The organism is Leptospira yasudae, assembly GCF_003545925.1.
Taxonomy (GTDB): domain Bacteria; phylum Spirochaetota; class Leptospiria; order Leptospirales; family Leptospiraceae; genus Leptospira; species Leptospira yasudae.
The window spans coordinates 522,397-547,966 of sequence record NZ_QHCU01000001.1 but is presented as its reverse complement, the minus strand read 5'-3'; the positions used below and the strand labels follow the sequence as shown (position 1 = coordinate 547,966).

At 46.2% G+C, this 25,570-nt stretch carries 21 protein-coding genes; 8 read left to right on the top strand and 13 right to left on the bottom strand.

Annotated features, from left to right (window positions below):
* Window positions 1–64: 64 nt before the first annotated feature.
* From DLM76_RS02700 to ppk1, 6 genes are all read right to left on the bottom strand, one after another.
* Window positions 65–2,548, bottom strand: coding sequence for a TonB-dependent receptor family protein (locus tag DLM76_RS02700; RefSeq protein ID WP_118964545.1), 2,484 nt, complete (start codon window positions 2,546–2,548; stop codon window positions 65–67).
* Window positions 2,549–2,885: 337 nt separating this feature from the next.
* A complete protein-coding gene (locus DLM76_RS02695; protein WP_118955078.1) occupies window positions 2,886–3,515 on the bottom strand; it encodes a VTT domain-containing protein in 630 nt (209 codons plus the stop codon).
* Window positions 3,496–3,858: a transmembrane 220 family protein gene (locus DLM76_RS02690; RefSeq protein ID WP_174714573.1), complete on the bottom strand. Its 363-nt coding sequence runs from the start codon at window positions 3,856–3,858 to the stop codon at window positions 3,496–3,498. The genes DLM76_RS02695 and DLM76_RS02690 overlap by 20 nt, the downstream gene beginning before the upstream one ends.
* Window positions 3,840–5,423, bottom strand: coding sequence for a bifunctional GNAT family N-acetyltransferase/carbon-nitrogen hydrolase family protein (locus DLM76_RS02685; protein WP_118955080.1), 1,584 nt, complete (start codon window positions 5,421–5,423; stop codon window positions 3,840–3,842). Before DLM76_RS02685 ends, DLM76_RS02690 begins: the two co-directional genes overlap by 19 nt.
* Window positions 5,423–6,841 (bottom strand): FAD-binding oxidoreductase, encoded by a 1,419-nt coding sequence (locus DLM76_RS02680; protein WP_118955081.1) that lies wholly within the window; start codon window positions 6,839–6,841, stop codon window positions 5,423–5,425. Before DLM76_RS02680 ends, DLM76_RS02685 begins: the two co-directional genes overlap by 1 nt.
* A gap of 13 nt (window positions 6,842–6,854) precedes the next feature.
* The gene (ppk1, locus tag DLM76_RS02675; RefSeq protein ID WP_118964282.1) at window positions 6,855–8,993 is read right to left on the bottom strand and encodes a polyphosphate kinase 1; all 2,139 of its coding nucleotides are present in this window, start codon (window positions 8,991–8,993) and stop codon (window positions 6,855–6,857) included.
* 420 nt (window positions 8,994–9,413) lie between these two features.
* Here ppk1 and DLM76_RS02670 point away from each other — a divergent pair, with 420 nt between their 5' ends.
* Together DLM76_RS02670 and DLM76_RS02665 are read left to right on the top strand one after the other, a co-directional pair.
* On the top strand, window positions 9,414–9,857 hold the full coding sequence (locus DLM76_RS02670) for an Rrf2 family transcriptional regulator (protein ID WP_118955083.1): 444 nt from the start codon (window positions 9,414–9,416) through the stop codon (window positions 9,855–9,857).
* Between the two features lie 109 nt (window positions 9,858–9,966).
* Window positions 9,967–10,614, top strand: coding sequence for an NAD(P)H-dependent oxidoreductase (locus DLM76_RS02665; protein WP_118955084.1), 648 nt, complete (start codon window positions 9,967–9,969; stop codon window positions 10,612–10,614).
* A 130-nt stretch (window positions 10,615–10,744) separates the two neighbouring features.
* On the opposite strand, the gene DLM76_RS02660 is transcribed toward DLM76_RS02665, so the two are convergent.
* The 3 genes from DLM76_RS02660 to DLM76_RS02650 form a co-directional block, all read right to left on the bottom strand.
* Complete coding sequence (locus DLM76_RS02660; protein ID WP_225913408.1) at window positions 10,745–11,236, bottom strand: GyrI-like domain-containing protein; 492 nt, start codon at window positions 11,234–11,236, stop codon at window positions 10,745–10,747.
* A 12-nt stretch (window positions 11,237–11,248) separates the two neighbouring features.
* Window positions 11,249–12,445, bottom strand: coding sequence for a M23 family metallopeptidase (locus DLM76_RS02655; protein ID WP_118955085.1), 1,197 nt, complete (start codon window positions 12,443–12,445; stop codon window positions 11,249–11,251).
* A gap of 208 nt (window positions 12,446–12,653) precedes the next feature.
* The gene (locus DLM76_RS02650; RefSeq protein ID WP_118955200.1) at window positions 12,654–13,376 is read right to left on the bottom strand and encodes an MIP/aquaporin family protein; all 723 of its coding nucleotides are present in this window, start codon (window positions 13,374–13,376) and stop codon (window positions 12,654–12,656) included.
* A gap of 133 nt (window positions 13,377–13,509) precedes the next feature.
* Between DLM76_RS02650 and fliD the strand changes: the two genes are divergently transcribed.
* On the top strand, window positions 13,510–15,429 hold the full coding sequence (gene fliD / locus DLM76_RS02645; protein WP_118955086.1) for a flagellar filament capping protein FliD: 1,920 nt from the start codon (window positions 13,510–13,512) through the stop codon (window positions 15,427–15,429).
* 18 nt (window positions 15,430–15,447) lie between these two features.
* Window positions 15,448–16,404 (top strand): DUF8042 domain-containing protein, encoded by a 957-nt coding sequence (locus DLM76_RS02640; protein ID WP_118964281.1) that lies wholly within the window; start codon window positions 15,448–15,450, stop codon window positions 16,402–16,404.
* Here the strand turns inward: DLM76_RS02640 and DLM76_RS02635 are convergent.
* The 3 genes from DLM76_RS02635 to DLM76_RS02625 all read right to left on the bottom strand — a co-directional run bounded on the left by DLM76_RS02635 (window position 16,401) and on the right by DLM76_RS02625 (window position 21,263).
* Window positions 16,401–18,197, bottom strand: coding sequence for a SpoIIE family protein phosphatase (locus DLM76_RS02635; protein ID WP_118955088.1), 1,797 nt, complete (start codon window positions 18,195–18,197; stop codon window positions 16,401–16,403). The two genes, DLM76_RS02640 and DLM76_RS02635, sit on opposite strands and share 4 nt — an antisense overlap.
* A gap of 1 nt (window position 18,198) precedes the next feature.
* Window positions 18,199–19,938: a SpoIIE family protein phosphatase gene (locus DLM76_RS02630; RefSeq protein WP_118955089.1), complete on the bottom strand. Its 1,740-nt coding sequence runs from the start codon at window positions 19,936–19,938 to the stop codon at window positions 18,199–18,201.
* Window positions 19,939–20,312: 374 nt separating this feature from the next.
* Window positions 20,313–21,263: a bifunctional riboflavin kinase/FAD synthetase gene (locus DLM76_RS02625; RefSeq protein ID WP_118964280.1), complete on the bottom strand. Its 951-nt coding sequence runs from the start codon at window positions 21,261–21,263 to the stop codon at window positions 20,313–20,315.
* Window positions 21,264–21,294: 31 nt separating this feature from the next.
* Between DLM76_RS02625 and DLM76_RS02615 the strand changes: the two genes are divergently transcribed.
* Window positions 21,295–21,906, top strand: a complete 612-nt coding sequence (locus DLM76_RS02615) for an LIC10729 family protein (RefSeq protein ID WP_118964279.1) — start codon at window positions 21,295–21,297, stop codon at window positions 21,904–21,906.
* 761 nt (window positions 21,907–22,667) lie between these two features.
* Here DLM76_RS02615 and DLM76_RS02610 read toward each other — a convergent pair.
* Window positions 22,668–23,000, bottom strand: coding sequence for an STAS domain-containing protein (locus DLM76_RS02610; RefSeq protein ID WP_118955095.1), 333 nt, complete (start codon window positions 22,998–23,000; stop codon window positions 22,668–22,670).
* 123 nt (window positions 23,001–23,123) lie between these two features.
* Here DLM76_RS02610 and DLM76_RS02605 point away from each other — a divergent pair, with 123 nt between their 5' ends.
* Genes DLM76_RS02605 through DLM76_RS02595 form a run of 3 tightly spaced genes read left to right on the top strand, consistent with a single transcriptional unit; the run spans window position 23,124 to window position 25,564 of the window.
* Entirely contained in the window at window positions 23,124–23,831 is a 708-nt protein-coding gene (locus DLM76_RS02605; RefSeq protein WP_118955096.1) for an LIC_12936 family protein, read from the top strand.
* 9 nt (window positions 23,832–23,840) lie between these two features.
* Window positions 23,841–24,566 carry a J domain-containing protein gene (locus DLM76_RS02600; RefSeq protein ID WP_118964278.1) on the top strand — a complete coding sequence of 242 codons (726 nt, stop codon included), beginning with the start codon at window positions 23,841–23,843 and terminating at the stop codon, window positions 24,564–24,566.
* Between the two features lie 5 nt (window positions 24,567–24,571).
* Window positions 24,572–25,564, top strand: coding sequence for a type I phosphomannose isomerase catalytic subunit (locus DLM76_RS02595; protein ID WP_118964277.1), 993 nt, complete (start codon window positions 24,572–24,574; stop codon window positions 25,562–25,564).
* The last annotated feature ends 6 nt before the right edge of the window (window positions 25,565–25,570 follow it).

The following is a 25,570-nucleotide window of genomic DNA, read 5'->3' as shown; positions in this document are numbered from 1 at the left end:
CCCGAAACTGTAGGAACTCATACGTTTTTCCGCCAAAAAGAGACGAAGAAGTCCGACGCCGCGCTTAGAGTTCAAAGGTAACTCCTACGTTGATTTGGCGAAACGGTCCGACTTGAATCCCCTCGGGGAGACGGCCGGAAATATAACGAACGTCGGCTAAATTCTTACCCGTAACGAAAACGCTCCAGCGTTTGACGGGGTGTTTGTAACCGAAGGAAGCGTTGATCAGACCGTAGGCCGGAATGACTCCGGTTTCGCCCGAGCTATTGGAAGTAATATTCAAATATTGTAATACTTTTTTACCGAGAGGGTCCGTGATCGAGTCCGACCAATACGCGGTGCGGGTGTTCGCGTCGTCGTGATACTGCGCGGAGAAGTATTGATATTCTCCCCTTGCATAAAAACCTTTCGGGTGAATGAATCCCAACGCGAGAGTCGCCGTATCGCGGGAAACATACGGTACGTAGTTTCCGTTCTTATCTCTCTGCGTGACGACGAAGTCGAGCAGGGATTGATTCGCCGTAACTTTGGAAGTGTCGATGGAATATTGGTTCATTCTTGCGTCGGCTCTGGTGTAAATCAGTTCAATCGGAAGTTTAAAGGAGGCGTCGAACAGTTTTGCAGGATCGAAGGTGAAGTTCGTTTCCACGCCTCGGCTGTAAGTTCTTCCTCCATTCTTAGCGGAAGAAGCGGAGTCGTTCCCGGAAGTCGAAGAAGTGATGATGATCTGATTGACGTAGTTCAGATCGAAATAGGTGACTTGGGCGTTTAAGGTTTTCGTAATATCTCCGCGGATTCCGGTTTCGTAGTTATACGAATATTCAGGATCGATTCGATTGACGATCCCCGAATTGTTCAGCGCGTCCTGATAACGAGGGGGAGAAAAACCTTTGTGAGCGCCCGCAAACCAAGTCAGATCCTTTTTGATGTCGTAGGTCAAACCCAAACCCGGGATCACGACGTGATAGACGTGTTTGCTTCCCTTATCCACTTCTTGAGAGGGAGAATTTGGATCGGGTTGGTTGGTGACCGGGTCGACCGCTTGTTGACGGAGAATCGTTCTGTTCTGTGTGAACGTTTCGTAACGAACGCCGGGGATCACGGAAAACTTATCGTAAAATTTGAAACTGTTCTGCGCAAAACCCGCGATCGATTTCGTATTATTGACTTCGTGATCTCTTAAAGCTCCTGATTTAGCGAGAGAATATTCGGAAGAAGCGGTTCCGGTCGCGGGATTGTTGAGACCGTTTCCGAAGATCGCATAATCGGGAGTAGACGGTCCGTCCAAGTATTTGATGTCCGCGGTTTCATAGTGATACCGAAGACCGGCGTCGAGTTGATTCTTAATTCCTAAAAATTGATAATCGAGTTGGTAGCGGGATTCCGCACCGACGAAACGATACGTACGATTTCGATGGCCGACGCTGTCCAACATGTAAACCGTATCTCCCGGTCTATTTACGAAAGGTTCCGTATCGTACGTTTTGATGACGTTACCCGGATAAGAAGTGAAGTATGAGCCCGTGTTTCGGACGTAATTCTGTCTAGCCCAGTTTCTTTCCGTATAAGCCGAATAAACTTTCGTGACGAGCTTGGAATGATCGGTGAGTTTCCATTCGTGACCGATGTCCCCGGAATATCGTTGAAGCTGACGATTGTCCTGTTCCGCAAAGTTGGAGGAAGGATTATTCCAAAGCTGAGCGGTGGTCGAACCCAAATACGTCATGTTCGCGTCTTGGACGGTTCCCAAGAACTTCGTCGTCAACGTATGTTTTTCGTTCAGATCGGTGACCGATTTAAAGGAGAGTTCGTGCAGACGAAAATCTTGGTGATCGCGAAAACCGTTCCCTTGTTTTCTCAAGAGAGTAATGTCGATTCCCGTGTTTCCGAACGTTCCACCGTACGAAACTTGAGAAGAGAAAAAACCGTAAGAACCGCCTTGCGTGGAAACGGAAAGGACCGGTTCTTTCGGAGGACGTTTTGTGATGAAGTTGATCACGCCGCCGATGGTCGAAGGCCCGAAGAGGATCGCCCCCGAACCTTTGACGACTTCGATTCGTTCCATACGATCGATGTTCGGAGTATAATATTGTTCCGGTGCCGAGTAGGGATTGAGGGAAGTAAAGATTCCGTCTTCTAAGATGAGAACTTTACGGCCGAGGTCGTTGTTCACTCCTCGAAATCCTATGTTCAAAATCAATCCCGTGTCTTGATAACGGATCGAAGCGCCGGGAACTCTTCGCAAAACTTCCATGGAATCGACGGGTTTGGTTTGTTCTAAGAATTCTTTTTCGATTACGGTTGCCGAACCGGGGATTCGTTTCAGATCGGTTTTGCGTTTACCGATTACCGAGATCGTTCCTTTTCCCCATTTTTCCTTTTCCGTATCTTCTCCATTGGAATTAGAAGGAGATGGTTGCGTCGTCGGAGGTTGTTTGTCGGATGTCGGTTGATTCGAATTTTCTTCCGACTGCGGCTGGGCGGGAACTCCCACTGAAAACAACAGAATGATAAAAACAGAAAGGGACAGAATTGATTTTTGTTTCATTTTTATGTTTTTGATTTTGAAAATGATTCTCAATATTTTTCGGAGACATTTAGAGTCAAGGGAGATTGCGGTGAAAACATTTTAGAGGTCGGAAAAAATTTTGGAAATCAAGACTTAGGGAATGGGAAAGCTATGACACTTCCCTGACAATTGATTCATAAGAGGAATGTAGGAGTTATTACTTCCTGCAAACTCATCTAAGAATTTATTTTTCAAACAAATGTGGGAACTGCTACGATCCCTTTGTTCTTCTATAAATCGATTCTAAAAACGAATGTAGGAACTCCTTCGTGATCCGAAAATTTAATTTTGAAATCAATGTAGGAACTACTACGTTTTAAAAAATCTTACCGGTAAATACGAAACGAACAAAGAAAAGAATCACCGCACACTGCGCCAACTGACCCGCGACAAACACCGGATAAAAAATTTTTTTCTTATAACGGATCACGCCTAACACCGCGCTCAAGATCGGAGCGGGCAAAGGCAACGCGTTGAACGCGAAGATGGCAAGAACGCCGTAACGATTTAAGAAACCCTTCATACGATAGAATTTTTTCGGACTGATCAGTTTGATACAAGCGCGGGCCGCGATTCTTCCCAGAAAGTAATTGATCGTGAACGATATCACCAACCCGAGAATATGCAGCATTACTAAATCGCTTCCGTCTAGTTTGGAATACGCGGCGCGTATGTATAAGAATTCGATCGGAAGATAAAAGAAAAACAAACCGCCGAAGAGGGTTGTAAAGAAAACGCCGAGCAGGCTCGGTTTACGGATTTCTTTGCTTACATAAAGAACGAGTTTTTGAATCGCTTCCAAACCGGGAATTTCCAGTTTTAAAAGACCGGACGCGGTTAAACTCAAAAGAATGACGGCGAGAAAAACGGAACCGAGAAAGATCAGACCGGAATAGAAATTCCTCTTTTTGTGATATTGAAAGATTTCATCCTTTCGAAATTGCACTCGTTTCTCTCTTGCGGATCCAAAAGCCGGGAATTCTGGACCAGATCGCGGACAAAATCAGACCTCCCATTTCTCTCGTAACCTCGTCGTCAAAGGAAAGATTTTCGATTTGCATCGCCGCCAAAACCGTTCCAGCCGAAAAGAGCGCAGAAAGAATCAAGGATGTTCTCAGCCAGAGTTTCGATTTTTCGGGATACATTAAAAATCCAGCATATAGGATTACGACGCTCATATACAAAGGAATCCAAAGCCAAGGATCGGGATCGTTCCACTGAAGACCGGCAAATACGAGCCAGATAAAAATCGTAACGATGGAAAAAATTTTCATGATTCGTAAATCCATTTGAGTTCGTAGAGATCTTTTCTTCGGTTGGAAAGATTTCGAACCGATCCTTTTTTACGGAGCTCTTTTAACAAGTCCAGATCCAAATCCGCGATCAAAGTCATCTCCGTGTTCGGAACGGATTCCGCGGCGACGCAGTCGTGTGGAAACGCGAAATCCGAAGGAGTAAACACGGCGGATTGAGCGTATTGAATGTCCATGTTCTCCACGTGAGGCAGAGCGCCGACCGAACCGGAGATCACGACGTAACATTCGTTTTCGATCGCTCTCGCCATCGCACAATGTCTTACGCGGTTGTATCCGTTCTTCGTGTCCGTGTAAAACGGAACGAACAGAACGTCCATTCCTTGTTCGGCCAGGAATCTCGGAAGCTCCGGAAATTCCACGTCGAAACAGATGAGAATTCCGATCTTGCACGCGTCTGTATTGAATACGGAAAGATTATAACCGCCCTTGACGCCCCAGTAAAAGTCTTCGTCCGGAGTTACGTGAAGTTTGTATTGCTCCTCGTAGGTTCCGTCTCTTCTGCAAAGATACGAAACGTTGTGAAGAGTGTTTTCCCTGTATTCCGGCATACTTCCGGAAATGATGTTCACGTTGTATGAAACCGCGAGTTCGACCATCTTTTCGATGATGCTTTCTGTATGACTGGAAAGCGCCCGCATCGCGTCGGAAGGGCTTCTGTCGTTGTAACGCGCGAGCAAGGACGCATTAAAAAATTCGGGAAATAATACGAAATCGACGTTATAGCCCGCGACCGTATCCACGAAGAATTCCACCTGGCGCATCAATTCTTCTATGCCGGTGACGGGACGCATCTGCATTTGAACGACGCCCACGCGGACGACGGTTTTTTGTCCTCCGATCAGCGTGGTTTCTTCCTTTTCGTAATAAATATTCAACCATTCTAATAGAACGGCGTAAGAGCTGAAACCTTTCGTATGACCGAAGTATCCGCGTTTGAGTTTGCGGACGTGAAAGCCGTTTGCGAGTTGAAAGGAAAGAACCGGATCGTAGATTTCCTTGTCCCTTACCTTTTCGATGTATTGTGCGGGGGTCATCGTGTCTTCGTAGTTTTCATAACCGGGCATCCACGCACCGACCACGATCCGTTTGAGATTCAACTTCTCGCAGAGTTCCTTTCGGGCGTCGTATAATCTTCGACCGAGACGCAATCCTCTGTATTCCGGATGAACGAAAATGTCGACTCCGTAGAGCGTGTCTCCGTTCTCGTTATGATTTTTCAGATCGCCCTTTCCGACGATTTCCTCGTAGGTATGATTGTCTCCGTAATCGGACCACTTGATGATCTGACTGATCGCCGCACCCACGACTTTGCCGTTGTCTTCGATACAGATCTGACCGTCCGGAAATTTCGTGATCTGAGATTCGAACTGATTCTTCTTCCAGGCTCCGTCGAACTCCGGAAAGACGATGTCCATGATCTCTTTGACGTCCGCGTAATCGTCCAGAGTAAGACTTCGCATAACAATCCGGTGTTCGGATTGTATCTTCTTCTTTTTCTTACTCGGCTTTTTTCCGCCGGACCCGTTGGTTGAAATCATCAGAACAATTTGCCCGGGTTCATGATGTTTTTAGGGTCCATGGACTTTTTGATTTCCTTCATCAGAAAAATTTCTGCCTGGGATCTTGAAAAATGGAGAAAGTCCTTTTTCAAAAGTCCGATCCCGTGTTCGGCGCTGATCGATCCATGATATTTTTGTAATAAACGGAACATGTCGGGATCGACGTCCTTGCACTTTTTGAAGAATTCCTCGTTGGAAAGATCCTTCGGTTTAACGATGTTTAGGTGAAGATTTCCGTCTCCGATATGTCCGAAGAGCGCGATTTCGAAACCGGGATATTTACCGTTTAACAACGATTCCATGTCTATCAGAAACGGCTCCATGTTCCGCAGAGGAAGGGATATGTCGTTTTTGTGTACGGTGTATTCGATCGAAATACTTTCGCTGATCCCTTCCCTGTATTTCCAGAAGGTTTCGGATTGTCTTGAATTTTGCGCGAGGCTTCCGTCGCTGATCAGACCTTTTTCGGTGATCGTTTCCAGAAAGCCGAACAGTTTTTCCTCGTCCGATTCTTCCGCGATTTCGAATTCCATCAAAACGTAATATGGACTCGGAGTTTGAAACGGGTCGGGAACTCCGAGGTGCGCTTTTACTTTTCCGAGACAATATTCGGTGAAGAATTCGAAAGCGAGCAAAGGAACTTTAACTTGATGCGTTTCTTTGAACAAGGAGAGGATGGAAGAGAAGTCGGGAACGGATACGAGCAGAACCCGGTTGTCCAAAGGTTTTGTGGTCAGCTTGAGGGTTGCTTCAGTGATGACGCCTAACGTTCCTTCCGAGCCGATAAAAAGCTGTTTGAGATCGTAACCCGTGTTGTTCTTGAGAACCTCTCCGTTGAATTCCAAAATTTCACCGGTTCCGGTGACGACGGTAAGACCTAAAACCCATTGACGAATCAAGCCGTAGTGAACGACTCTTACGCCGCCCGCGTTCGTCGCGATGTTTCCTCCGATGTGAGAGGAGCCGGTGGCCGCGAAGTCCACTGGAAAATAAAATTCCCTTTCTTCGACTTCTTTGTGGAGATTTTTGGTGATCATTCCGGCCTGAACCTTGATGCTTCCGAAAAACGGATCGAAGTCCAAGATCTTATCCATCTTCGCAAGCGAAAGAACCAATTCTCCGTTCTTTGCGATCGCTCCGCCCGCGTAACCGGTTCGTCCGCCGGAAGGAACTATCGCGATATCGTTGTCGTAAGCGTATTTTACGATTTTTGCAACTTCTTCCGTGGTGGTAGGGAATGCGAGAATGTCGAAATCCGGTTTGTAAACCTTGGTTCTATCCGTTCCAAAAGAAAGAAAGGTCGCTTCGTCGAAGTCGGGATCGTTTTTAAAAAAGATCTTTCCGGGTCCGATCAGGGATTTGAGTTCAGTTTTGTTGATTGTCGAAGTCGTTGTCATATCTTAAAAATTTTTAGTCCGCGAAGCTCATTCTTTCGATTTGGGAATCCACGGGTTTTTCGTCTTTTTCTAATATTCTTTTTTTATAATGTCCGTCGGGATGGAGAAATCTCGCTTTCACGTTGTCTCGGAGTTGAACGTCGAGAATTTTCTTGATTCTTTCCTTGTTTTTTCCTTCGATGATCGGAAATAAAACCTCGATCCTTCTTTCGAAGTTTCTGGGCATACAATCGGCGGACGCGAGAAATATGGATTCCGCCCCTCCGGAGTGGAAATAATAGATTCTCGTGTGTTCCAAAAATCTTCCGACGATCGAAAGAACGGTGATGTTTTCGGAGATTCCTTTGAGTCCCGGTTTGAGACAGCAGATTCCCCGGATGATCAAGTCGACTTTTACGCCCGCCTGACTCGCCTTGTATAAGGAAAGAATAATATGCGGATCCACGAGTGAGTTCATCTTGAAGATGATTCGGGCGGGTTTTCCCGCGAGTGCATTCTCCCTTTCCTTGTCGATCAAGGTCATAAAAGTCGATTTCAGGTTATGCGGAGAGGCGGACAAAAGATTCAGAGTCGGCATCTTTGCGTAACTCGTGATCGTGTTGAAGATCGTCGCGACGTCTTCGGTGATCTGTTTGTTGACCGTAAAAAAACTGAGGTCGGTGTAATATTTGGAAGTGGTCGAGTTGTAGTTTCCCGTCCCAAGGTGCACATAACGCACCATGTGATCGTCCTCTTTGCGGACCACTAAAAGCATCTTGCAGTGGATTTTTAATCCGACAACGCCGTAAACGACGTGAACTCCCCGCGCTTCGAGTTTCTGCGCCCACTTGATGTTTCTTTCTTCGTCGAAACGGGCCTTGAGTTCCACGAGAACGGTCACTTGTTTTCCATTCTCCGCCGCTTGTCCGAGGTATTGAATGATCGGAGAATCCCCGCTTGTTCGATACAAGGTCATCTTGATTCCGAGAACCTTCGGATCTTCGGAGGAAATCCGAAGCAGGTCTTCGATCGCGGAAAAGGATTGATACGGATGATGCAGAAGCCGGTCCTTCTTTTTGATCGCTTCGAAAATCTTTTCGGGCGTATCGAATTTCAAAGTCGTCTTCTGTTGAAAGAACGGATATTTGAGTTTGGAAGTATGATCGAGTCCGTAAAAGAACATCGCGTCGCTGATGTTCAGGATCGAAGCGACGTCGAAGACTTCGTGATCCTGCAATTCCAAAAGTTCGCGCAGCGTGTTTTTGATGAACGGGGAAGTTCCTTGATGAATGTCCATGCGAACCGCGTCGCCCCAGATACGGTTGCGAAGTTCGTCCTTCATCGTGATGAGAAGGTCCTTTACCGATTTTTCCTCGTCGATGGAAATGTCCGCGTCGCGGATGATTCGGAACGGATAGATTTCCTTCACCGTCATTCCGTAAAAAAGATCGTCTACGTGCAGTTTGATGATCTCTTCCAAAGGAAAGAATCTTCTTTCTTCTCCCTTTCCTTTGAGCTGTAAAAACCGAGGAAGAACGGACGGCACTTGAACGACCGCGAATAAATCTTTTTTTCCGCCGGTCTTTTCGTCTTCGGTGCTCAACACCATCGCAAGGTTCAACGACTTGTTGAGAATATGAGGGAACGGGTGCGCGGTGTCGATCGCGAGAGGAGTCAGAATCGGAGAAACGTCCTCTTTGTAATAGGATTGAATTTGTTTGATTTCGTCGATCGTCAATTCTTCCGGATTGAGAATGAGATGGATTCCCGCTACTTTCAATTCTTCTAATGTTTTGGAGAATGTTTCGTATTCTTCGCGTACGAAAGCTCGGACCTTGTCCGATAAGTCGGAAAGGATTTCGGAGGCGCTGTCTCCGTTCAAACTTCTTTCGTCGTTTCCTTCCTTGACGAGGTTGCGAAGGCCCGCGACGCGAACCATATAAAATTCGTCGAGGTTCGTTTCGGTGATGCTCAAGAATTTCAAACGTTCCAAGAGAGGATTTTCGGGATCGTTGGCTTCTTCCAACACGCGTCGGTTGAAATCGACCCAGGAAAGTTCCCGGTCGAAAAATATGTTCGGATTATTCAGATGAATTTCCGGTTGATTCCCGTTGGAAGATCCGTTTTGTCCCGACGTCGTCGGGGTTTGTTCTTGTACTCTTGGTTTCGACACGTATATATCCTAAAATTCTGGAAAATTCCCTCGTTCAAAGTCCGGCTTGGGAATTCTATTCCTGTTTAAACCTGCTTTACCGGGAGTCAATGATTCTAAGGGGGATTTCGATGACAGGTTTGCGATTCCCTCCTAGTTTTTGGACGAAAGGGAGAATGGTGTTTGGATATTTTTCAGTGCGCTTTCGAAATTGAGGGAGTTCCCACACTTTTTTGTCTGCAAACGGGAGGCCTCTTGATAGAAAGTAGTAGTTCCTACATGATTTGAACTACGGAGAATTTCCAACTCCCCGAGAAGGAGTTCCCACTTTTTAAAAAGGGAAAAACCCGAAGGAAAACCGATAATATTCCCGGGAAAACCCGAATTCTTCTTGGCAGAGCGCTGTCTAACCCAATGAATACTGTGTAAAGGAACAAAATCTTGGCCATTCCTAGTCGTTACGCCGTCGCAATTCACATTCTAACGTTTCTGGAAGATGGAAAGGGGAAGGACACAACGTCCGACACGATCGCAGAATCGGTCGGAACAAACCCTGCGATCGTAAGAACCCTCATCGGAAAATTGAGAAAGGCCGGATTAGTTTATACAAGACAAGGGGTTCCCGGCGCTTCCCTCACCAAACCCGCCTCGGAGATCCGACTTTCCGATATCTATCGTGCCATCGAGGCTTCCGAATGCCTTTTCAACGTTCACGATCACCCGAAACAGGATTGTTCCGTAGGAATGGGCATTCTCCCGACGCTCGAATGTATGTTCGCCCAGGCACAAGCCGCCCTCGAAGCCAAATTGGGAGAATTCTCCCTGGAGGACGTGATGAAGCAGGTCCGAGGCGAATGTCAAAAAAAAATGTCTCTTTCCCATTGATTGTTTTGTTTTCTCCTTTCCTTTTTTTGGGTCTAACTTGTTAAAGTGTTAATTACAAGATAACATTTTGATCTTCCGGGAAACCGGATTTGAATTTAAGGAGAAAACCATGGATTTATTGGAAAAACTCAACTGGAGATACGCGACCAAAAGAATGACGGGGCAGAAGGTTCCCCAAGAAAATGTGGATCGAATCTTAGAATCGGTGCGTTTGACCGCGTCCGGTTTCGGATTACAACCGTATCAGGTTCTCGTCGTCGAAGACGAAGAATTAAAACGCAAAATTCATCCCATCGCCAACAATCAGCCTCAAATATTAGAATCCTCTCATATACTTATCTTTGCCGCGTGGGATCAAATTACCGAAAGCAGAATCAAAGATTACATCGAACTGATTGCAAAAACTAGAAACGCTTCCGTAGAATCTCTGCAAGGTTTTCGAAATTCTATGCTTGGTTGGTTGAAATCGCAAACACCCGAGTCGAGTTTTAACTGGGCGGCGAAACAGACATATATTGCCTTCGGAACGGGAATCGTAGCCGCCGCAGTGGAAGGCGTGGACGCGACTCCTATGGAAGGATTTAATCCGGCCGCGCTCGACGAACTGCTTCATCTGAAAGAAAAAGGACTGAGATCCACGTCCATTCTAACGCTCGGTTATCGCGACGTGGAAAACGATCGGTTGGTAAATGCGCCTAAGGTGCGTAAGGCGAAAGAGGATTTCGTGATCGAATATTCTTCCGCGGGAATCGTCTGAAAAAGAAAACGATGAAGTAAAACGGATCGGATCGTTTTAATCGAAAATCCGTTTTTCTTAGAGAGTTTTGTTCTTGATGGTTTCAAGTTGTCGTTTCGTCGACAAGCATATTGAATAACTCTTTTACTGTTTATCGTTTTCGTTCGTAACGGATCGGGATCCAAATCTCTTCTTCTGAATTTGGGTCTTCGTTTTTATACTTCTCACCCAGCTTTTCAAAATGCGGTCTGTGATCCACTTTGTAATCGGAATTCGGTAACCAAGTTTCGAAGATGTATTGAAATACCTTCGGTCCTTCACTCGCCGGACCCTTGTGTGTGAAAACCGCGTAAAGACCACGAGGAATCGTAACGGCTTCCATTTCCGACGGAATAAAATTCTGATCTTGAACTTCGATCGCCGCCCATTTTACGAATGCCCGGTTCGGATCAAAATTATCGAAATAGGAAGGGTCGTAAATCTGCATGGAATAAAGTTCCGTACCGATTGTATTTTGAATCTCGTTTCGCCTCGGCATAAAACTTCGCCACAATTCACCAGTCGTATTTCGAGACAAGGACATCGTCATTTGTTTTCCGATCAGCAGCTTTGCAAGAATGGTTTCTAATCTTGGTTCCATCATATCGAATTCGAATTACCTTTCAACTACCCAGGTTTTGATGATTTCGATATCGTTGATGACTTGGATTTTATACTTTCCGGGTTGTTGCGGAAACAAGCTCCAATCAAAATAGGAAACGGAAGATTTCCACTCCGGTTGTAAAGTCCAATCGATCCTTTTGCAGACCGAATCCGGATTGCAAACTTCCACTTTTAAATCGTATTTTCCGGGCTTTCGCACTTCCAAAGCGAGAATCGGTCTTTTCTGAGGGTTGAATTTATCCTCGCAGTCGGAAAGTTTTTTCTGTACGAACTCCGAGCAGATTTTGAGATCTTCCTCGAAGAAAAGTTTCCCCGCGGGTAAAAGGTTGGAAGGATTCCAATAAACGAACCCTTCTTTGAGATCGTCTAACACTCCTTCGTCGGTCTCAAAGGAGGTGGGGAAGGATTCTAAACTTTGAAAATTTTCAGTCGGTTTTAATACGTGAAAGTGTAGATGGGGAGCGCTGCTAAAACCGGTGTTGCCCGAAATTCCGATCTTTTCTCCGGTTTTAACGACTTGTCCGACCTGAACTAAAACGCCTTTGTGTTTGAGATGTGCGTATTCCGCGATGCTCCCGTCCCTATGAAGAATTTGAATAAAGTTCGCCTTGTCTTTGTAGAAAGGAGTCGTTCCGCCGGATAAATATTTATCCTGCGTTGCGATCACAAGTCCTTCTCTCGCCGCCAAGACCGAACTCCCTTCGGGCAGCGTAAAATCAAGCGCATAGGGGAACTGTCCGTTGTGCGTGAACTTTCCGTTATATCCTTGTCCGACTCTGGAGGCGGATTCGAAGGGTAAACGATACGCGTAGCTTTTGGACTTCGGGACGGAAATATCGCCTGCGCGAACATAGATGCTGGAGCCGTAAGATCTTTCCTTATGTGCGTCGATAGGACTTAACGTTAGAATCTTTTTCGGTTCGGGGCTTCCCTTGGAAACGAAATGAAACGGGAGTGCAACGTCGGACTCGAAATTTTCGAGGGTCGTGAAGTTGAAATATACGACAAACGGATATTCTCCCGAAGGGGTTTTGTTCTGAACGTAGAATTCTACTTTGTTGTTTTCAGTTCGGGTTAGAACGCAGATCCAATCCTTCGGTTTGCATTCTCCTTTTAAATCTGCCGGTTGTGCAGACAAGTTCCAAATCGAGAAAAACGAAAGAAATAGTACAAAGGCGAGACTTCGCATATCAATTTCATAGTTTCTCAAATCGGGCGGATTCGTAAATCATCATTTTTTAAACGGAATCGTCTTGGAATTTTTTTATTGAATCTGATTTTATAACCGCGGATCTTTTCTTCCCAGAAGAGAAGTTTTTTCTCCGCAGGAACTATTTATCTTAAACAGTTCCGAGTGGAGAAAGCACAAACACATTCAAAAAATAAAATATTCTCTCTCAGATTTTCAAAAACCCGAGCAGCCATCCAGCGCAGGCCGCGCCGCTTAACGGAGCGACCACCGGAAGCCACGCGTATTTCCAATTGGAAGAACCTTTGCCTGCGATCGGTAAAAGAAAATGGGCGAGTCTCGGGCCCAAGTCTCGCGCCGGGTTGATCGCGTATCCGGTCGTTCCTCCCATCGAAAGGCCGATGCTCCAAACGAGAATTCCCACGAGAAAGGTTCCGAAGTGAACGCTTAAGCCGGGCATGGAAGGGGAGAAGATCGAAACGATTCCTACGATGAGTAAGAACGTTCCCAAGAATTCGCTGAAGAAGTTGGACGCGACATGCGAAATCGCGGGTTCGGTCGAGAACACTGCGAGAATTTTTCCGGGATCCTGAGTTTCTTTCCAGTGAGGAAGATAATGCAGATAATTGAATACGGCTCCGAAAAAAGCTCCGCCGATTTGGGCCGGAATGTAAGAGAAAAGTTTGGAAGTATCGCCCGACTTGATCGCAAAGGCCAACGTTACCGCAGGATTGAGATGAGCGTCCGAACTTCCGAACGCGTTCGAAGTGAAAACTCCGAGCATGACTGCAAAGGCCCATCCGGCGGTGATCACGATCCAGCCTCCGTCTTTGGATTTACTTCGTTCCAGTAAAACTCCGGCGACGACTCCGTTTCCCAAAAGAATCAAAACGAAGGTCCCTAAAAATTCTCCCAAAAAAGGCGATACCATTCTTCCCCCTACGAAAATCCAAACTAAAATCCACGGACATTTAAGATCGGCAATCGGTTTTTCCTGCATCGAATTTTTTCATTTTCCCTTATCTTTTTTCCGATTCGGTCGATGAAGAAGGTAGGAGGACAAGATGCCCGCATTTACGATTCCAGGACTCAGTTCCGGACAAGATACGAATATGATCGTAAAGAAATTGGTGGAATTGGAAGCCAAACCGATCCGCCGTCTTGAGCAGCAGAATTCGTTTAACAAAGCTCAAGTGAAAGCGTGGAACGACCTCAAAGTAGTCACAACCGATCTGCAAAATAAAACAAGAGCCCTCATTTCCTTTACCGCTCCGTTTGCGATGAAGAACATCGTTTCCGAACCGGAAGGCGTAGTCAGCGGAGACGCTTCCCGTTCCGCGAGCGCGGGCAAACGAAAGATAGAAATCAAAGATCTCGCGACCTTTCATCAAATCTCTGGAGAAAAAACGGACGCGAACAAACAAATCCCCGCGGGTAAGTTCAAAATCTTTTCGGGTGATTCCGAAAAGGAAATCGAATTCACGGGAGGAACGATCCGCGATCTCGCTTCTTCCATTAAAATTTCCGCCGCGGGTCTTGTGAATACCGGACTTGTAAAAGTTGACGGTGACAATTACGTTCTTACTCTTACTGCGGGTTTATCGGGTAAGGATCGCAAACTCAAATTCGAAGATGCGAACGGAGTTTTACAAGCGGCCAATCTTGTGGGCGCGACCGAACCGGCCGACCCTCCCAAAGTGATCGGCCTCCTTCCGGAAGCGGATCAGATCTCCGTCTTTCAACCGGAAAAATACGGAATGGCCGCGGACGCAAAACCGGTTTATAAAGAAGAGAATAACAAGAAGTGGATGGAAATCGCGAGCGTAGGTTCCTTTCAGTTCGGAATTCCGACCACGGAATTAAAAAAGAACACGAGAATCGAACTGATCACTTCTACCGAGTTCGCGCCGGAAGATAAATTAGAATTAGGAATTCTTTATAAAGAAAACGATAAGGAAAAGATGATTTTCGAAACCGCTTCCAAGCAGGAAGGAAAGATCGTTTTGAACTTGAAGACGTTCCCCTCGGGTCAAAAGGCGCACAAGATTCTTTTTGCGAACTCGAGCGGAAAAACTGTACTATTAGATTCTTTGCATGTAGTGATTCCGGGAGAATTCAGAGGAGCGAAACCCGCAAAGGAAATCGCGGAAGCGAAGGACGCAGTGTTTCTCGTGGACGGGATCGAAGTCAATCGTCCCAAAAACGAAGGGCTCACCGACGTACTCGACGGAGTCTCTCTCAACCTTCTTAAAAAAACCGAAGGTCCGGTAAGCATCGACATCAAAACGGATTCCGACAAAGGTCTCGAGATGATCAAAGAATTCGTCGCTGCATACAACTCCGTTTTGAAATTCGGAAAGGACGCGACCGCGGTCGATAAAAACGCTCAGGTCAACGATGGAAAGGACGACGGCGGAGAAATCGGCCAAACCTTCTGGGAAGGAAAAACCAAAACAGGTCTTTTATCCGGAGAACATACCGTGCTTCGTTTGATCGCGGGAATGAAAACCGTCGCGAGTTCCTCGTATCCCGTGAGCGGCGAAAATCCCGTTCGAATGTTAAGCGACATCGGCATCAGCACCGGAAGCGTTGGAAGCAAATGGGCCGATATACAGGACGGATTTTTGGTTTTGGACGAAGAGAAACTTCGCGTAAAACTCGCCGAAAATCCGGACAGCGTTAGAAATCTTTTTGCGATCGATACGAACTCGGACGCGAGAATGGACACCGGGGTCGGAGTCGATCTTCTCGAACACGTCAAACCTTACACGCAATACGCGGGCGGCCTCGTTTCCGGTAAGGTAAAGATGCTCGAAGAACAAGTCACCGATAACAACAAGAAGATCAAGGAATACGAAAACCATCTCGTGAGTTACGAGAAAAAACTGAAATCCAAGTTTCTTTATATGGAACAGGGAGTCGGTAAGAACAAAGCCGTGGGCGCTTATTTGAACAACAATCTCAAAGGCGCGAGAAACGAGTGATTCAAGCAGGAGAGTAGAATGGAAATTTACATCAACGAACACCTCTTAGATAGTTCCCTGGAAAACGAAAAGAAACTGGGAGAAGTTTTCGGCGAGATCAACAAATGGGTCGAGTCGAAAGGAAAATATCTTCTCGGCTGCACCGTCGACGGAGTGGAATTTCAAGCTTCCAGAATGAACGAACAAGGAATCGAATCCGCGAACAAGATGGAATTTTTCGTGGGCGAAGAGATGGATTTTCTCGTTTCCACTCTGAACGAATTGGATTTGTACGTGGATAAAGTGGGTTCCACTCTTTTCGGAAGGGATTCCTTAACCGAAAAAGAATCCAACGAACTCGGCGACGGAGTCAAATGGATTCAAAACGTTTTGAATTCAGCTTCGAATCTTCTTCATCTGAAACTCGATCAAATCAAACCGATGGGAACGGGAAATACCGTGGCGGATATCGTTTCCGATCTTTCGTCCAACTGTAAAAGTCTGGATAATACGGCGACCATCGAAACCTTTTTGGAAAATCTAAGAGATCTGAAACTCTTCATCATGGATTTGATCGCAAGAACGCAGGTGTTGGATCTGGATCTTCCCACGCTTAAAGAAATTTTGGATACGTTTATCGCGAACATCGGCGGACTCAAAGAGGCGTTCGTAAAAGTCAACGAAGCGTATCAATCCGGAAAGGACGAAGTCGCAACCGAGTTGTTGACTCAATCCATTTCTCAGATCAACGTTCTGCTTACTTCGTTTATCACTTTGAAGATGAGAAAACCCGAACTCGATCTCGCTGCGATCGCGATCGACGGAATCGGATTCGAGGAGAAGACGGGAGAACTGAACGAGATTCTTGCGAGCATCGCCGTTGCTCTCGAGGAAAAGGACATCATCCGCGCCGGAGATTCGATCGAATACGAACTTCCGGGTGCGCTCGACGAGTTCCTTCCGTTTTTAAAGGCGATCCGCGAAAAGATCGCTTAAAGAACTTCGAGACAAAAGATCGTAACGTCGTCCGACATTTCTCCTTCTCCGTACGAAGCGGAGTAGGAGAGGATGGAACGGATCATCGAACTCGTATCGTCCACGATCAGAGACTTGACCGCTTCGAGGAACTGATTTCTTCCCAAGATATTTCCTTCCCTGTTTTTCACTTCGAATAAACCGTCCGAATAAAAAAGAACCCGATCCCCTTTGAGAAGATTGATTTCGTATCTTTGGATTTTGGGGGAAGCGATCGCAAAAAGAATTCCCCCCGAACCTTCGATAAAACTGCAGACTCCGTTTCGGATCAACAGGCCGAGGTGATGTCCTCCATAACTATATTCTAATTTTCTTTCGGACGGAACGTATCTCATATAGACCGAGGAAAGGAAATGCAGCGTGATCGTATCCTTTAAAAGTCTGTGAATGAAAAGAAGATTTTGATCCGTATGATCGCTTCTTCCGGTGGCTGCTCCGAAAGCGATCGAAGTCATCGCGGCAACCATCGCCGCCGAAATACCGTGACCCGAAACGTCCCCGAAAAGGATATGAAGACTTTCATCCTTCTCTTTGATGACGTTTAAAATATCGCCTCCCACCTTTACATACGGCTGAAAGTGGGAATGGATTTTGTAATCGGGAGAATCCGGAAAATCGTGGGTCGTGATCTTTTCCTGAATGTTTCTCGCGAGATCCAGATCCAAATCGAGTCTATATAACAATTTTCTAATTTTCTCAAGCGATTCCTTTTTTTCCGTGATGTCCCGCAGGATGTAAACCTTGCCTCCGCTCCGTCCGGACAAAGGAATCGGAGAAGAGGAAACTTCCAGGTATTTGTTTTCGGGAACGTGCAGGAAATCCTCGTGAAGACCGGGAACGGATTCCTCCGTTTTTACGCTGAGATTGACGAATTCCTTTCTTTCAAAAAAAGAATCCGCCGGAAAGTCTTCGAGATAATTTCTGAGATCGAACGCCATTCCCGTATTGATCGATTCGGGAAGACGAAGCATCTTTCTCGCCGAAAGATTGCTGAAGAGAAGGATTCCTTTCGAGGATAAAAGAATCACTCCTTCCCGAATTTCGGCATACAATCGAAGCGCAATGTGTTCGAGCTTGAGATCCATAAAGCCGTATTTCTGAATCGCGATAAAGATGCAGATCGATTGAATCAGAGCTGCGCTTCCGCTGATCGGAGGAAATGTCAAAGACGGATTCCAATAACGTGGCAAAAGGGTCGTGCTGAAACTTAGAAGATACGTAAAGATCGTTCCATACGCCACCAGCCTCGATTGTTTTTTCAAAAGAGGATTGGAGGAACGGATTCCGTTCAGGATCAGGATCAAAGAACCGCCTAACGTCGGTATGCCGATCACGAAGTTGCTTACGGGAAGATACAAAGGCCCCGCGGCGATGACGTCTCCCCAATAGGCTCGAAAACTTCCCGCGACCACCAAGTCCGTGCTGACCGTAACTAAAAAGGAAACCAAGGAAAGTCCGCGAAAGAAATAAATGAGAAACCGATACGACGATCCGGTGAATTGAACCGCGAACTCGAAAAACAAACAGCCGATAAAAATCCAAGCGAAGGAAGAAGCTTTAAAAACGATCACGGGCCAGTTACCCGGTAAAAAGGACCAATAGAGAATCAGCGCGATATGCCAGATCGAAAGTAATAGCGAAAATCTTTGGTATAAAGTTACGGTTCTAGATTTGCCCTTGAGAGCGCTGACGTATGCGAACAAGGAACCGTTGATGATTAGGGCCGAAAAAGGAATCAGAATATACGGATTCATTTTAGAACACCTCCAAGATCAGAATCGCAAGGTCGTCCGTAAGTTTTCCCTTTCCGAACGCGAGCGCACAATCGATGGAAGTTTTGAGAAGATTAGGAGGAGTTTGAACCGGAATCTCGCGGATCTTCTGTAGAAAATTTTCGTAACCCAGGATTTCCCCTTCGGAGTTTCGCACTTCAAAGAGGCAATCCGAATACAGAAACAAAATATCTCCCTTCTTAAGCTGAAAAGAATAGTTGTTCAACTCGGTTTCCTGAGTGATGAGGAGAATTCTTCCCGAACCCTCGAGGGGAAGGATTTCTCCGTCCCGGAAAATCAGGATCGGATGATGACCTGCATAAGAATATTCTAATATTTTTGTGTTCGGATCGAAGGACAGATAAACCGCCGAGATATGGTGGTTCAACACCGCGCCCAAAAGAAGTTCTTGAATCTTTTCGAGAGCTATCTTGGGACTCGGTTTGGATTCCGTAACGAGCTGAAACGAAATCGAAAGCATGCCCGCCACCATAGCGGAGGAGATTCCGTGACCCGAAACGTCCGCAAAAAAGATATCGAGTTTTCCGTCGGAACGTTCCAGCGTCCTGAAAAAATCTCCTCCGACAAGCTCGAAGGGTTGAAAGTGGGAATGAAACTTATAACGCGAACTTTCCGGAAACTTGGTGGATATCGCCGAAGTCTGCGCGATTTTCGCTATCTCCAAATCCTTGCTGATGGAAGAATAGATACTCTCTATCTTTTCTCTCGAGTCTATCTTTTCGCTGATGTCGCGCAGGATGAAAAGATAACCGTTTTCGTTTCCGGTAAGTTCGATGTTCGACCGTGTCAGTTCCACGCCTTTGCAAGCCCGATTGAAGATCGGCTGGTATTCTCTGGAAAGATGATTGGGGCTTTCCTGATATCCTTTTAAAAAATCGGACGGATAGAAATGAGAAGGAAGAGTATTCGAAATTCCTAATATTTTCATCGCGGATTCGTTCATGAAGAACAAGGAACGATCCTGTTTTACCAAAATCATTCCGTCGTGGATGTCGCGAAACAATTCCACGGCGAGCCCTTCGATGTTGATCCGTAAAAATCCGTATCGTGTGATCGCGATAAAGATCAGAAAGGATTGGATGACCACCGCGATCGGAGTCAAAGGAACTCCCAACATTCTCCCTTGATCGTCCGTCTGAATGATTTCCGAATAAAAACTCATGAACATCGCGGACATGGAACCTAAGATCGCAAGACCGATCTGTTTTTTCTGATCCTTGCGCGCCGTAAAAAAGGAACGCGTCAAAATTCCCAAACCGATAAAACCGGGCAGCGCGACAAAGGAAAGGATTACGACGAGATACAAGGGGCCGGGTTCGTTTTCGTAACCCCAATAATAACGAATGCTTCCCTGCACGACCCAGTCCGTGGAAAGCGTGATCAGATAAGAGATCGGAATTCCGATTCTAAAAAACCAAAGAAACGGCCCGGGAATTCTGTTTAAAAAAACGTAAACGAATTCGAGATAGAGCGCTCCGACCGGCAGCCAAGTCGCCGCGAGAATTTTAAACGCCCACGTCATCCAAGCTTCGGGCGGATAGGACCAGGTGAACGCGTACGTAAAAAGCCAAGCATCGAGACCGATCGTATATAGAAGATAGGAACGAATGAGAGGATTTCCCGTTCTTCTTGCGTAAACGAAAGCGATAAAGATCGTATTCGTAAAAAGAGCCGCCATGGGAAAAAAAAGATAATAATTCATACGCAAGAACGAATTCTAAAAAAAAATCAGGCCCGACCCCAGTATTCGGTTGGACGAGGAATTTGAAACTATAAAATATTTATTTCTTGGATTTCGAACCCATTATTTCGATTTCTTTCGGGAAGATTCGGAGCGCCAACAAAGATTCATGAAATTCTAATGAAGAAGAAAAAAAGGAATTCGCGTATCTTTTGCGGACCCTTTTTTCGGAAAGGAACGAAATCTAGATTCTCCCTGAAACGATCGAACGCGCGCGCCTCATCGATCCAAGGAGAATGTCGTTTTTAATCGAAGGTTCTCGTCGCTCCGATGTTGACCGCAAGAATCGTAGATTCCGCTCTGTACGAATATCCTAGATTGTTAAACGAAGTCGGTCAGACTTTGAAATTCGTTTTTTCGGATTCGAGAATCTTTCTCGCGGAGATTTCGTCTTGTTTGAGCTGAGCGATCAAAGATTCCACCCCGGAGAATTTGACTTCGTCCCGAATTCTTTCCGTAAACGTAACGCGCACGGTTTGATCGTAGATTTCTTTTTGAAAGTCGAAGATGTTCGATTCGAGCGTGACCGCGTTTTCGCCGAACGTCGGATTGCGTCCGATATTGATCATAGAAGGATATGCGGTTCCTTCCACGGTCGTAAAGCCGGCGTAGACTCCGATTCCGGGGATTAGAATGTCAGGATTGAATTGCACGTTTGCCGTCGGAAATCCGATTTGTCTTCCCCGCTTGTGTCCGCCCACGACCGTGCCGGAAACGGAATAGGATCGATTTAGGCAGCGCGCGGCTTCCTTTACGTTTCCTTCGGAAACGAGGGTTCTCACATAAGAACTGGAGAGTTTGATTTCTTCGAGAAAGACGGGGTCCACTTTTTCGACGGAGTATTTTAGTTTATCAGAATATTCTTTAAGGAGTTCGTAGTTGCCTCTTCTACCTTTTCCGAAACAATGATTGAAGCCGATGATGATATTCTTCGCTTTTAATTGTTTTAGAAGAATGTCCTCCAAAAAGGTTTCGGCGCTCATTTCCGCCAATTCTTTGTTAAACGGAAGAACGACCAGATAATCGATTCCTTGTCTGCGAATCCATTCTTCCTTATCGGCGAGGGTCATCAGACTTTTCATTTCGGGATTTTTTCCGAGGACGATGGCGGGATTCGGGTCGTAGGTGACGACGCAGGAAGAAAGACCGGTTTGTTTGGAAACTTGTAAAACCCGGTCCAAAAGGGCCTGATGACCGAGATGAATCCCGTCGAAATTGCCCAAGGTCACTACACAGGGAGAATGAATCGTCTTTCCGGCTTGGTCGAGTGTCTGGATTGTGATCAAATTCTTCCCGGTCCTGTCGATACTAGAGTAGATGGTAGTTCACCGATTCATACTCGTTTTTCTCTGTTTTACTTTTACCAGTACGGGGTTCCTCCAATCGGAAGAAAATCCGAAATTTAAAAAATTCATCAACTTCGATCATCAGGGAGAAGACGGAGCGCCCCTGCATACGGAGGATTTCCGGACTTACAGCGAACTTTCGACTTGGGCGATTCACAACGGGATGCAGTTGGAACGGGATAGACCGGATTTTGCGCCGGGGGCCGCAACTGGAAGACTTCAAGACGGTCTTTGCAGAATGATTCCCGAAGAAGGACTTCGTTTTTATCTGACCGCCGATCCGTCACGCAACGAGCCTTTGTATATCCAAATGGATCTAACGCAGTTTACGTTTTCCGAAAGACCGAAAGGGGTGAAACCGCGGGAACTCTCCATTTATATGAACGGCATTTTAAAAACCACGGTTCGATTTCCGGGAAGCGAAACGTATTCCTCTCAATTTCCGGTTCGGTTTCGGGTGGATCCGGGCGAGCTGATCGAGGGGAGAATGGACTTTCGATTGGTTCCGAATGCGGGCGAGATCGGTCGTTTCTGGGGAATCTGGGACGTGTTTTATTCCTATCGAACGACCCATAGGGAGTGAGATATGGCCGTAGATAGCGGAGCGTAATCGCAGGCTCTCAGCGAAGCAGAGAAACGGAACGACCCGGTAACTCAGCAGAACGCTCTCTATGGATCGAGTGAGATATGGCCGTAGATAGCGGAGCGTAATCGCAGGCTCTCAGCGAAGCAGAGAAACGGAACGACCCGGTAACTCAGCAGAACGCTCTCTATGGATCGAGTGAGATATGGCCGTAGATAGCGGAGCGTAATCGCAGGCTCTCAGCGAAGCAGAGAAACGGAACGACCCGGTAACTCAGTGTTCCGACAAGATTGAGGCTTTTTACTTGCAAAAAGTATCTTTTCTTGATAGAGGAAAATTTTTCGAACCTTTCCAGCTGTTAGAACGCAGCGCCTTCGCTCTCCGAACCTCGCTTCTATGGTCGCTCGGTTTTGGAGCGCTCGCCATCGCCCCCACCGCCCAATAACTCAATGTTCCGCTTTCTACGGATCGCGTTGCAGGATGGGAATTGAATATTACAAAAGCACCGTCGTACCTCCTACGATTCCTCTGAAATCCGATTGCCGAAGATGGTAAGGATGTCCTATTCCTAGGGGGCGGGCGTTCGATAGATCGCCTTCGACAGAACACCGGCGGGAACTACGAGAAGACGCTTTTTTACGATCCGCTTTTGCGGAGAATTTCGGCGAAAAAAGAATAAACCAAGGGAGGGGCTTCCTTAACGCGAAACATACGGAACGTTTTACTGAGTTCGGGAGCCTTTTCGAGAATCGAATTGCGAATTACGGGAAGTTGGAAGTGAATTCCGCAGGGCTGATCGTTTTGAAGTAAGAAGTAAGACCGGCGACTTTGAAAACTTTTTCGATCGCAGGCTTCATGTTCGCGATAAAAAAAGAACCGTTCAAGTCTTGCACGTAGTTCAACTGCTTGATCAACATTCCAATTCCGGAAGAATCGATGTAGTTGAGTTTTTCAAGATTTACGACTACGTTTTTATTATCTTTGTTGATGTTGGATTCGAAGAAGGTTTTGAGATCGATTGAGGTATAGATATCGAGACTGCCCGAAAGACTCACTATGTTTGTTTCTCCCGACTTTCTGTGATTGATTTCCATACCGATCCTTTCCTTCCCTTTTCCCAGAATTTGACGATAAGTTCAATCTATTTTTGATAAAATTATGGGGAAAATCCGGGAACCTCCGAAACTAGTAAAGGACGGCGACTGGGAAAATCTACAATGAATGCCAAATTATTTTATTTCCTGATTTTGATTTCCGCCTTAGCCGGTATTTCGGGCCAAGAGTTCGAACCGGATGGTAAAGTGAAAATCCTACCTTATGAACAGGGACAAGTTAAGGACCTGGAGATACTCGGAAAGGATATCGCCGAGTTTCATAAGAGAATCGAGAGCCGTTTAGCGTTCTTGAATCGAAGAAAACAGATTCAAGACAATCTTTACAGTCAATTTATCCCCGCATACGAAGATCAGATTCCGCAAAGTAGAAATCGTTACATGCTCGATCTTCGCTTCGTATTAAAAGTTTCCGGTGCGGGCGCGCAAAATACACCCTTGAAGTTGGAATCGATCGTCTTCTGGAGTAGGAAATCATTAATTTCCAAAATGCGCAATGTAGACGAAGAAATCAGCATCTTGAAAAACGAAAAGGTGAGTTCGGACGGAACCAATCCGGATTCCATCGAATTGGTGATCCGTAAAAAAACGGACGCGGGGACGAAAGAGATATTGTATAATGTCACGACCATTCGAGAACCGGCACAACGGGTAAAACTTGTCCGGATTTATAGAACTAACCTATTGGAAATCATCCGTCGAATCGATAAGTATGTGGAAGGAAATATCAAAACGACCGCAGAAGACGTGGACAAAACACTGCGCGAAATCGAGAACGGGGGACCTTATCAGGAGAATCTTCCGAAGGAGTAAAATACTTCCATGAATGATCCGGGACTTCAGAATCACTTTCCGGATCATTATAAGAATCTAGGTCTTTCCCCTCTCGCCTCCGTCGAAAGGGTAAAGTCGCGTTATCGGGAATTGGCGAAAATTTTTCATCCCGATAACCGCGAGACCGGATCTTCCGATCTCTTTCAAAAATTCGCGGTTTCGTATCAAATTCTAACGCATCCGATCAAACGGAAAGAATACGATCTTCAATATCTTTCCAGACATCCCGAGATTCTTTTTAAGTTCAAGTCCTCGCTCGAAGGGAAGAATGATCCGAACGTTCCGGCGCCGATCCGGCAAATTCCGAGTTCGAGAATTTTATACGCGGGTCAGGCGGTCGAATTCGCAAAACGGGGACTTCTCCGCGCGGGAATGCGCAATAAAGAGCGCAAAAAGTATTCCGGAATCCATTACGATATTAGAATTCTCTTAACTACCGAAGAACTCGATTCTCCATTAGCCGCGAAGATCCCCTTGGTCGTGCGCGTTCTTTGTCCCGATTGCAGGGGTTCGAACGTGTTCTGCGATTCCTGCGGAGGAAAAGGAACGTATAAAAGTTTTCGAAATCTCAATCTGGAAGCGGAAGCCGGAAAACTTCTTCCCGGAAAAATCTACGAACTGGATTTATCCGGACTCAAACCGTCAGGGTTCGTACATTTTAAGAAGAATCTTCTCAAAGTAAAAATTGAACTTATAGAAGGAGGGAAAAAATAGGTCCTATGCAGAAGGTGATCCGGTTGAATCCGATCTATAAGGAAAGAATTTGGGGCGGTAGAAAGCTCGGAGATTTTCCCGGAAGAACGATTCCGGAAGGAAACATCGGAGAATCCTGGGAAATTTCGGATTATGGAAACGACGTTTCCGTAATCGTCAACGGACCTCTTGCCGGAAAAAATTTCCGTACCGCGTATCGGGAAAACACGGATTCGATCCTCGGAAAACCGTTTCGCGGAAAACCCTTTCCTCTTTTAATCAAAATCATAGACGCCAAAGAAAAACTTTCCGTTCAAGTTCATCCCGACGATGCGTATGCGGAAAAATACGATCCGCAAAGCGCGGGAAAAAAGGAAGCCTGGACCGTACTGCAAGCCGAACCCGGTTCCAAACTCGTATGCGGTTTTTTGAATGCGACCAGCAGGGAAGAATTCAAAACCCTCGTGGAACAAAACCGGGCCGAAGAAGTTTTAAGACAAATCCCCGTAAAGGAAGGAGATTCCTTTCTTTTAAATCCGGGAAGAATTCACGCGATCGGCGCCGGGATTCTTCTGATGGAAGTGCAACAATCCTCCGATTCCACATACCGCGTTTACGATTACGGAAGACCGAGAGAACTGCATCTTCAAAAAGCGCTGGACGTTTTGGATTATTCCGGTCCTTCCGAAGACGATATGATGAAGCCCGTGCCGAAAAACTGGAGCGACGGAAAGCGGTTTCGTCTAACGGCAAACGATAAATTCCTCATGGAAACCCTCGAGGTTTCCGGAAACGGAAAAATATTCCAAATTCCGAATGTATATCTGGATTCCGTGTTCCAAATTTTGATCGTGTTGCAGGGGAAGGCGGAGGTGGAAGGAGAAATTCTTTCGCAGGGAGATACGATTCTTCTCACCGCTTCCGGTTTGGAAGACGGAATTCAGGCGGTCAATCGTAGCGAAACCCTGAAACTTTCCGTCAGCGGACCCGGTTCCGATTGGGCCGCGTATAAAGATTAGAATTTT

What these genes read in the sequence shown, in the direction of transcription:
- DLM76_RS02700 (WP_118964545.1), bottom strand. Translation starts at nt 2,548, where the DNA reads ATGAAACAAAAATCAATTCTGTCCCTTTCTGTTTTTATCATTCTGTTG.
- DLM76_RS02690 (WP_174714573.1), bottom strand. Translation starts at nt 3,858, where the DNA reads ATGGATTTACGAATCATGAAAATTTTTTCCATCGTTACGATTTTTATC.
- DLM76_RS02685 (WP_118955080.1), bottom strand. Translation starts at nt 5,423, where the DNA reads ATGATTTCAACCAACGGGTCCGGCGGAAAAAAGCCGAGTAAGAAAAAG.
- DLM76_RS02680 (WP_118955081.1), bottom strand. Translation starts at nt 6,841, where the DNA reads ATGACAACGACTTCGACAATCAACAAAACTGAACTCAAATCCCTGATC.
- DLM76_RS02665 (WP_118955084.1), top strand. Translation starts at nt 9,967, where the DNA reads ATGGATTTATTGGAAAAACTCAACTGGAGATACGCGACCAAAAGAATG.
- DLM76_RS02660 (WP_225913408.1), bottom strand. Translation starts at nt 11,236, where the DNA reads ATGATGGAACCAAGATTAGAAACCATTCTTGCAAAGCTGCTGATCGGA.
- DLM76_RS02655 (WP_118955085.1), bottom strand. Translation starts at nt 12,445, where the DNA reads ATGCGAAGTCTCGCCTTTGTACTATTTCTTTCGTTTTTCTCGATTTGG.
- DLM76_RS02650 (WP_118955200.1), bottom strand. Translation starts at nt 13,376, where the DNA reads ATGGTATCGCCTTTTTTGGGAGAATTTTTAGGGACCTTCGTTTTGATT.
- fliD (WP_118955086.1), top strand. Translation starts at nt 13,510, where the DNA reads ATGCCCGCATTTACGATTCCAGGACTCAGTTCCGGACAAGATACGAAT.
- DLM76_RS02640 (WP_118964281.1), top strand. Translation starts at nt 15,448, where the DNA reads ATGGAAATTTACATCAACGAACACCTCTTAGATAGTTCCCTGGAAAAC.
- DLM76_RS02635 (WP_118955088.1), bottom strand. Translation starts at nt 18,197, where the DNA reads ATGAATCCGTATATTCTGATTCCTTTTTCGGCCCTAATCATCAACGGT.
- DLM76_RS02630 (WP_118955089.1), bottom strand. Translation starts at nt 19,938, where the DNA reads ATGAATTATTATCTTTTTTTTCCCATGGCGGCTCTTTTTACGAATACG.
- DLM76_RS02615 (WP_118964279.1), top strand. Translation starts at nt 21,295, where the DNA reads ATGGTAGTTCACCGATTCATACTCGTTTTTCTCTGTTTTACTTTTACC.
- DLM76_RS02610 (WP_118955095.1), bottom strand. Translation starts at nt 23,000, where the DNA reads ATGGAAATCAATCACAGAAAGTCGGGAGAAACAAACATAGTGAGTCTT.
- DLM76_RS02605 (WP_118955096.1), top strand. Translation starts at nt 23,124, where the DNA reads ATGAATGCCAAATTATTTTATTTCCTGATTTTGATTTCCGCCTTAGCC.
- DLM76_RS02600 (WP_118964278.1), top strand. Translation starts at nt 23,841, where the DNA reads ATGAATGATCCGGGACTTCAGAATCACTTTCCGGATCATTATAAGAAT.
- DLM76_RS02595 (WP_118964277.1), top strand. Translation starts at nt 24,572, where the DNA reads ATGCAGAAGGTGATCCGGTTGAATCCGATCTATAAGGAAAGAATTTGG.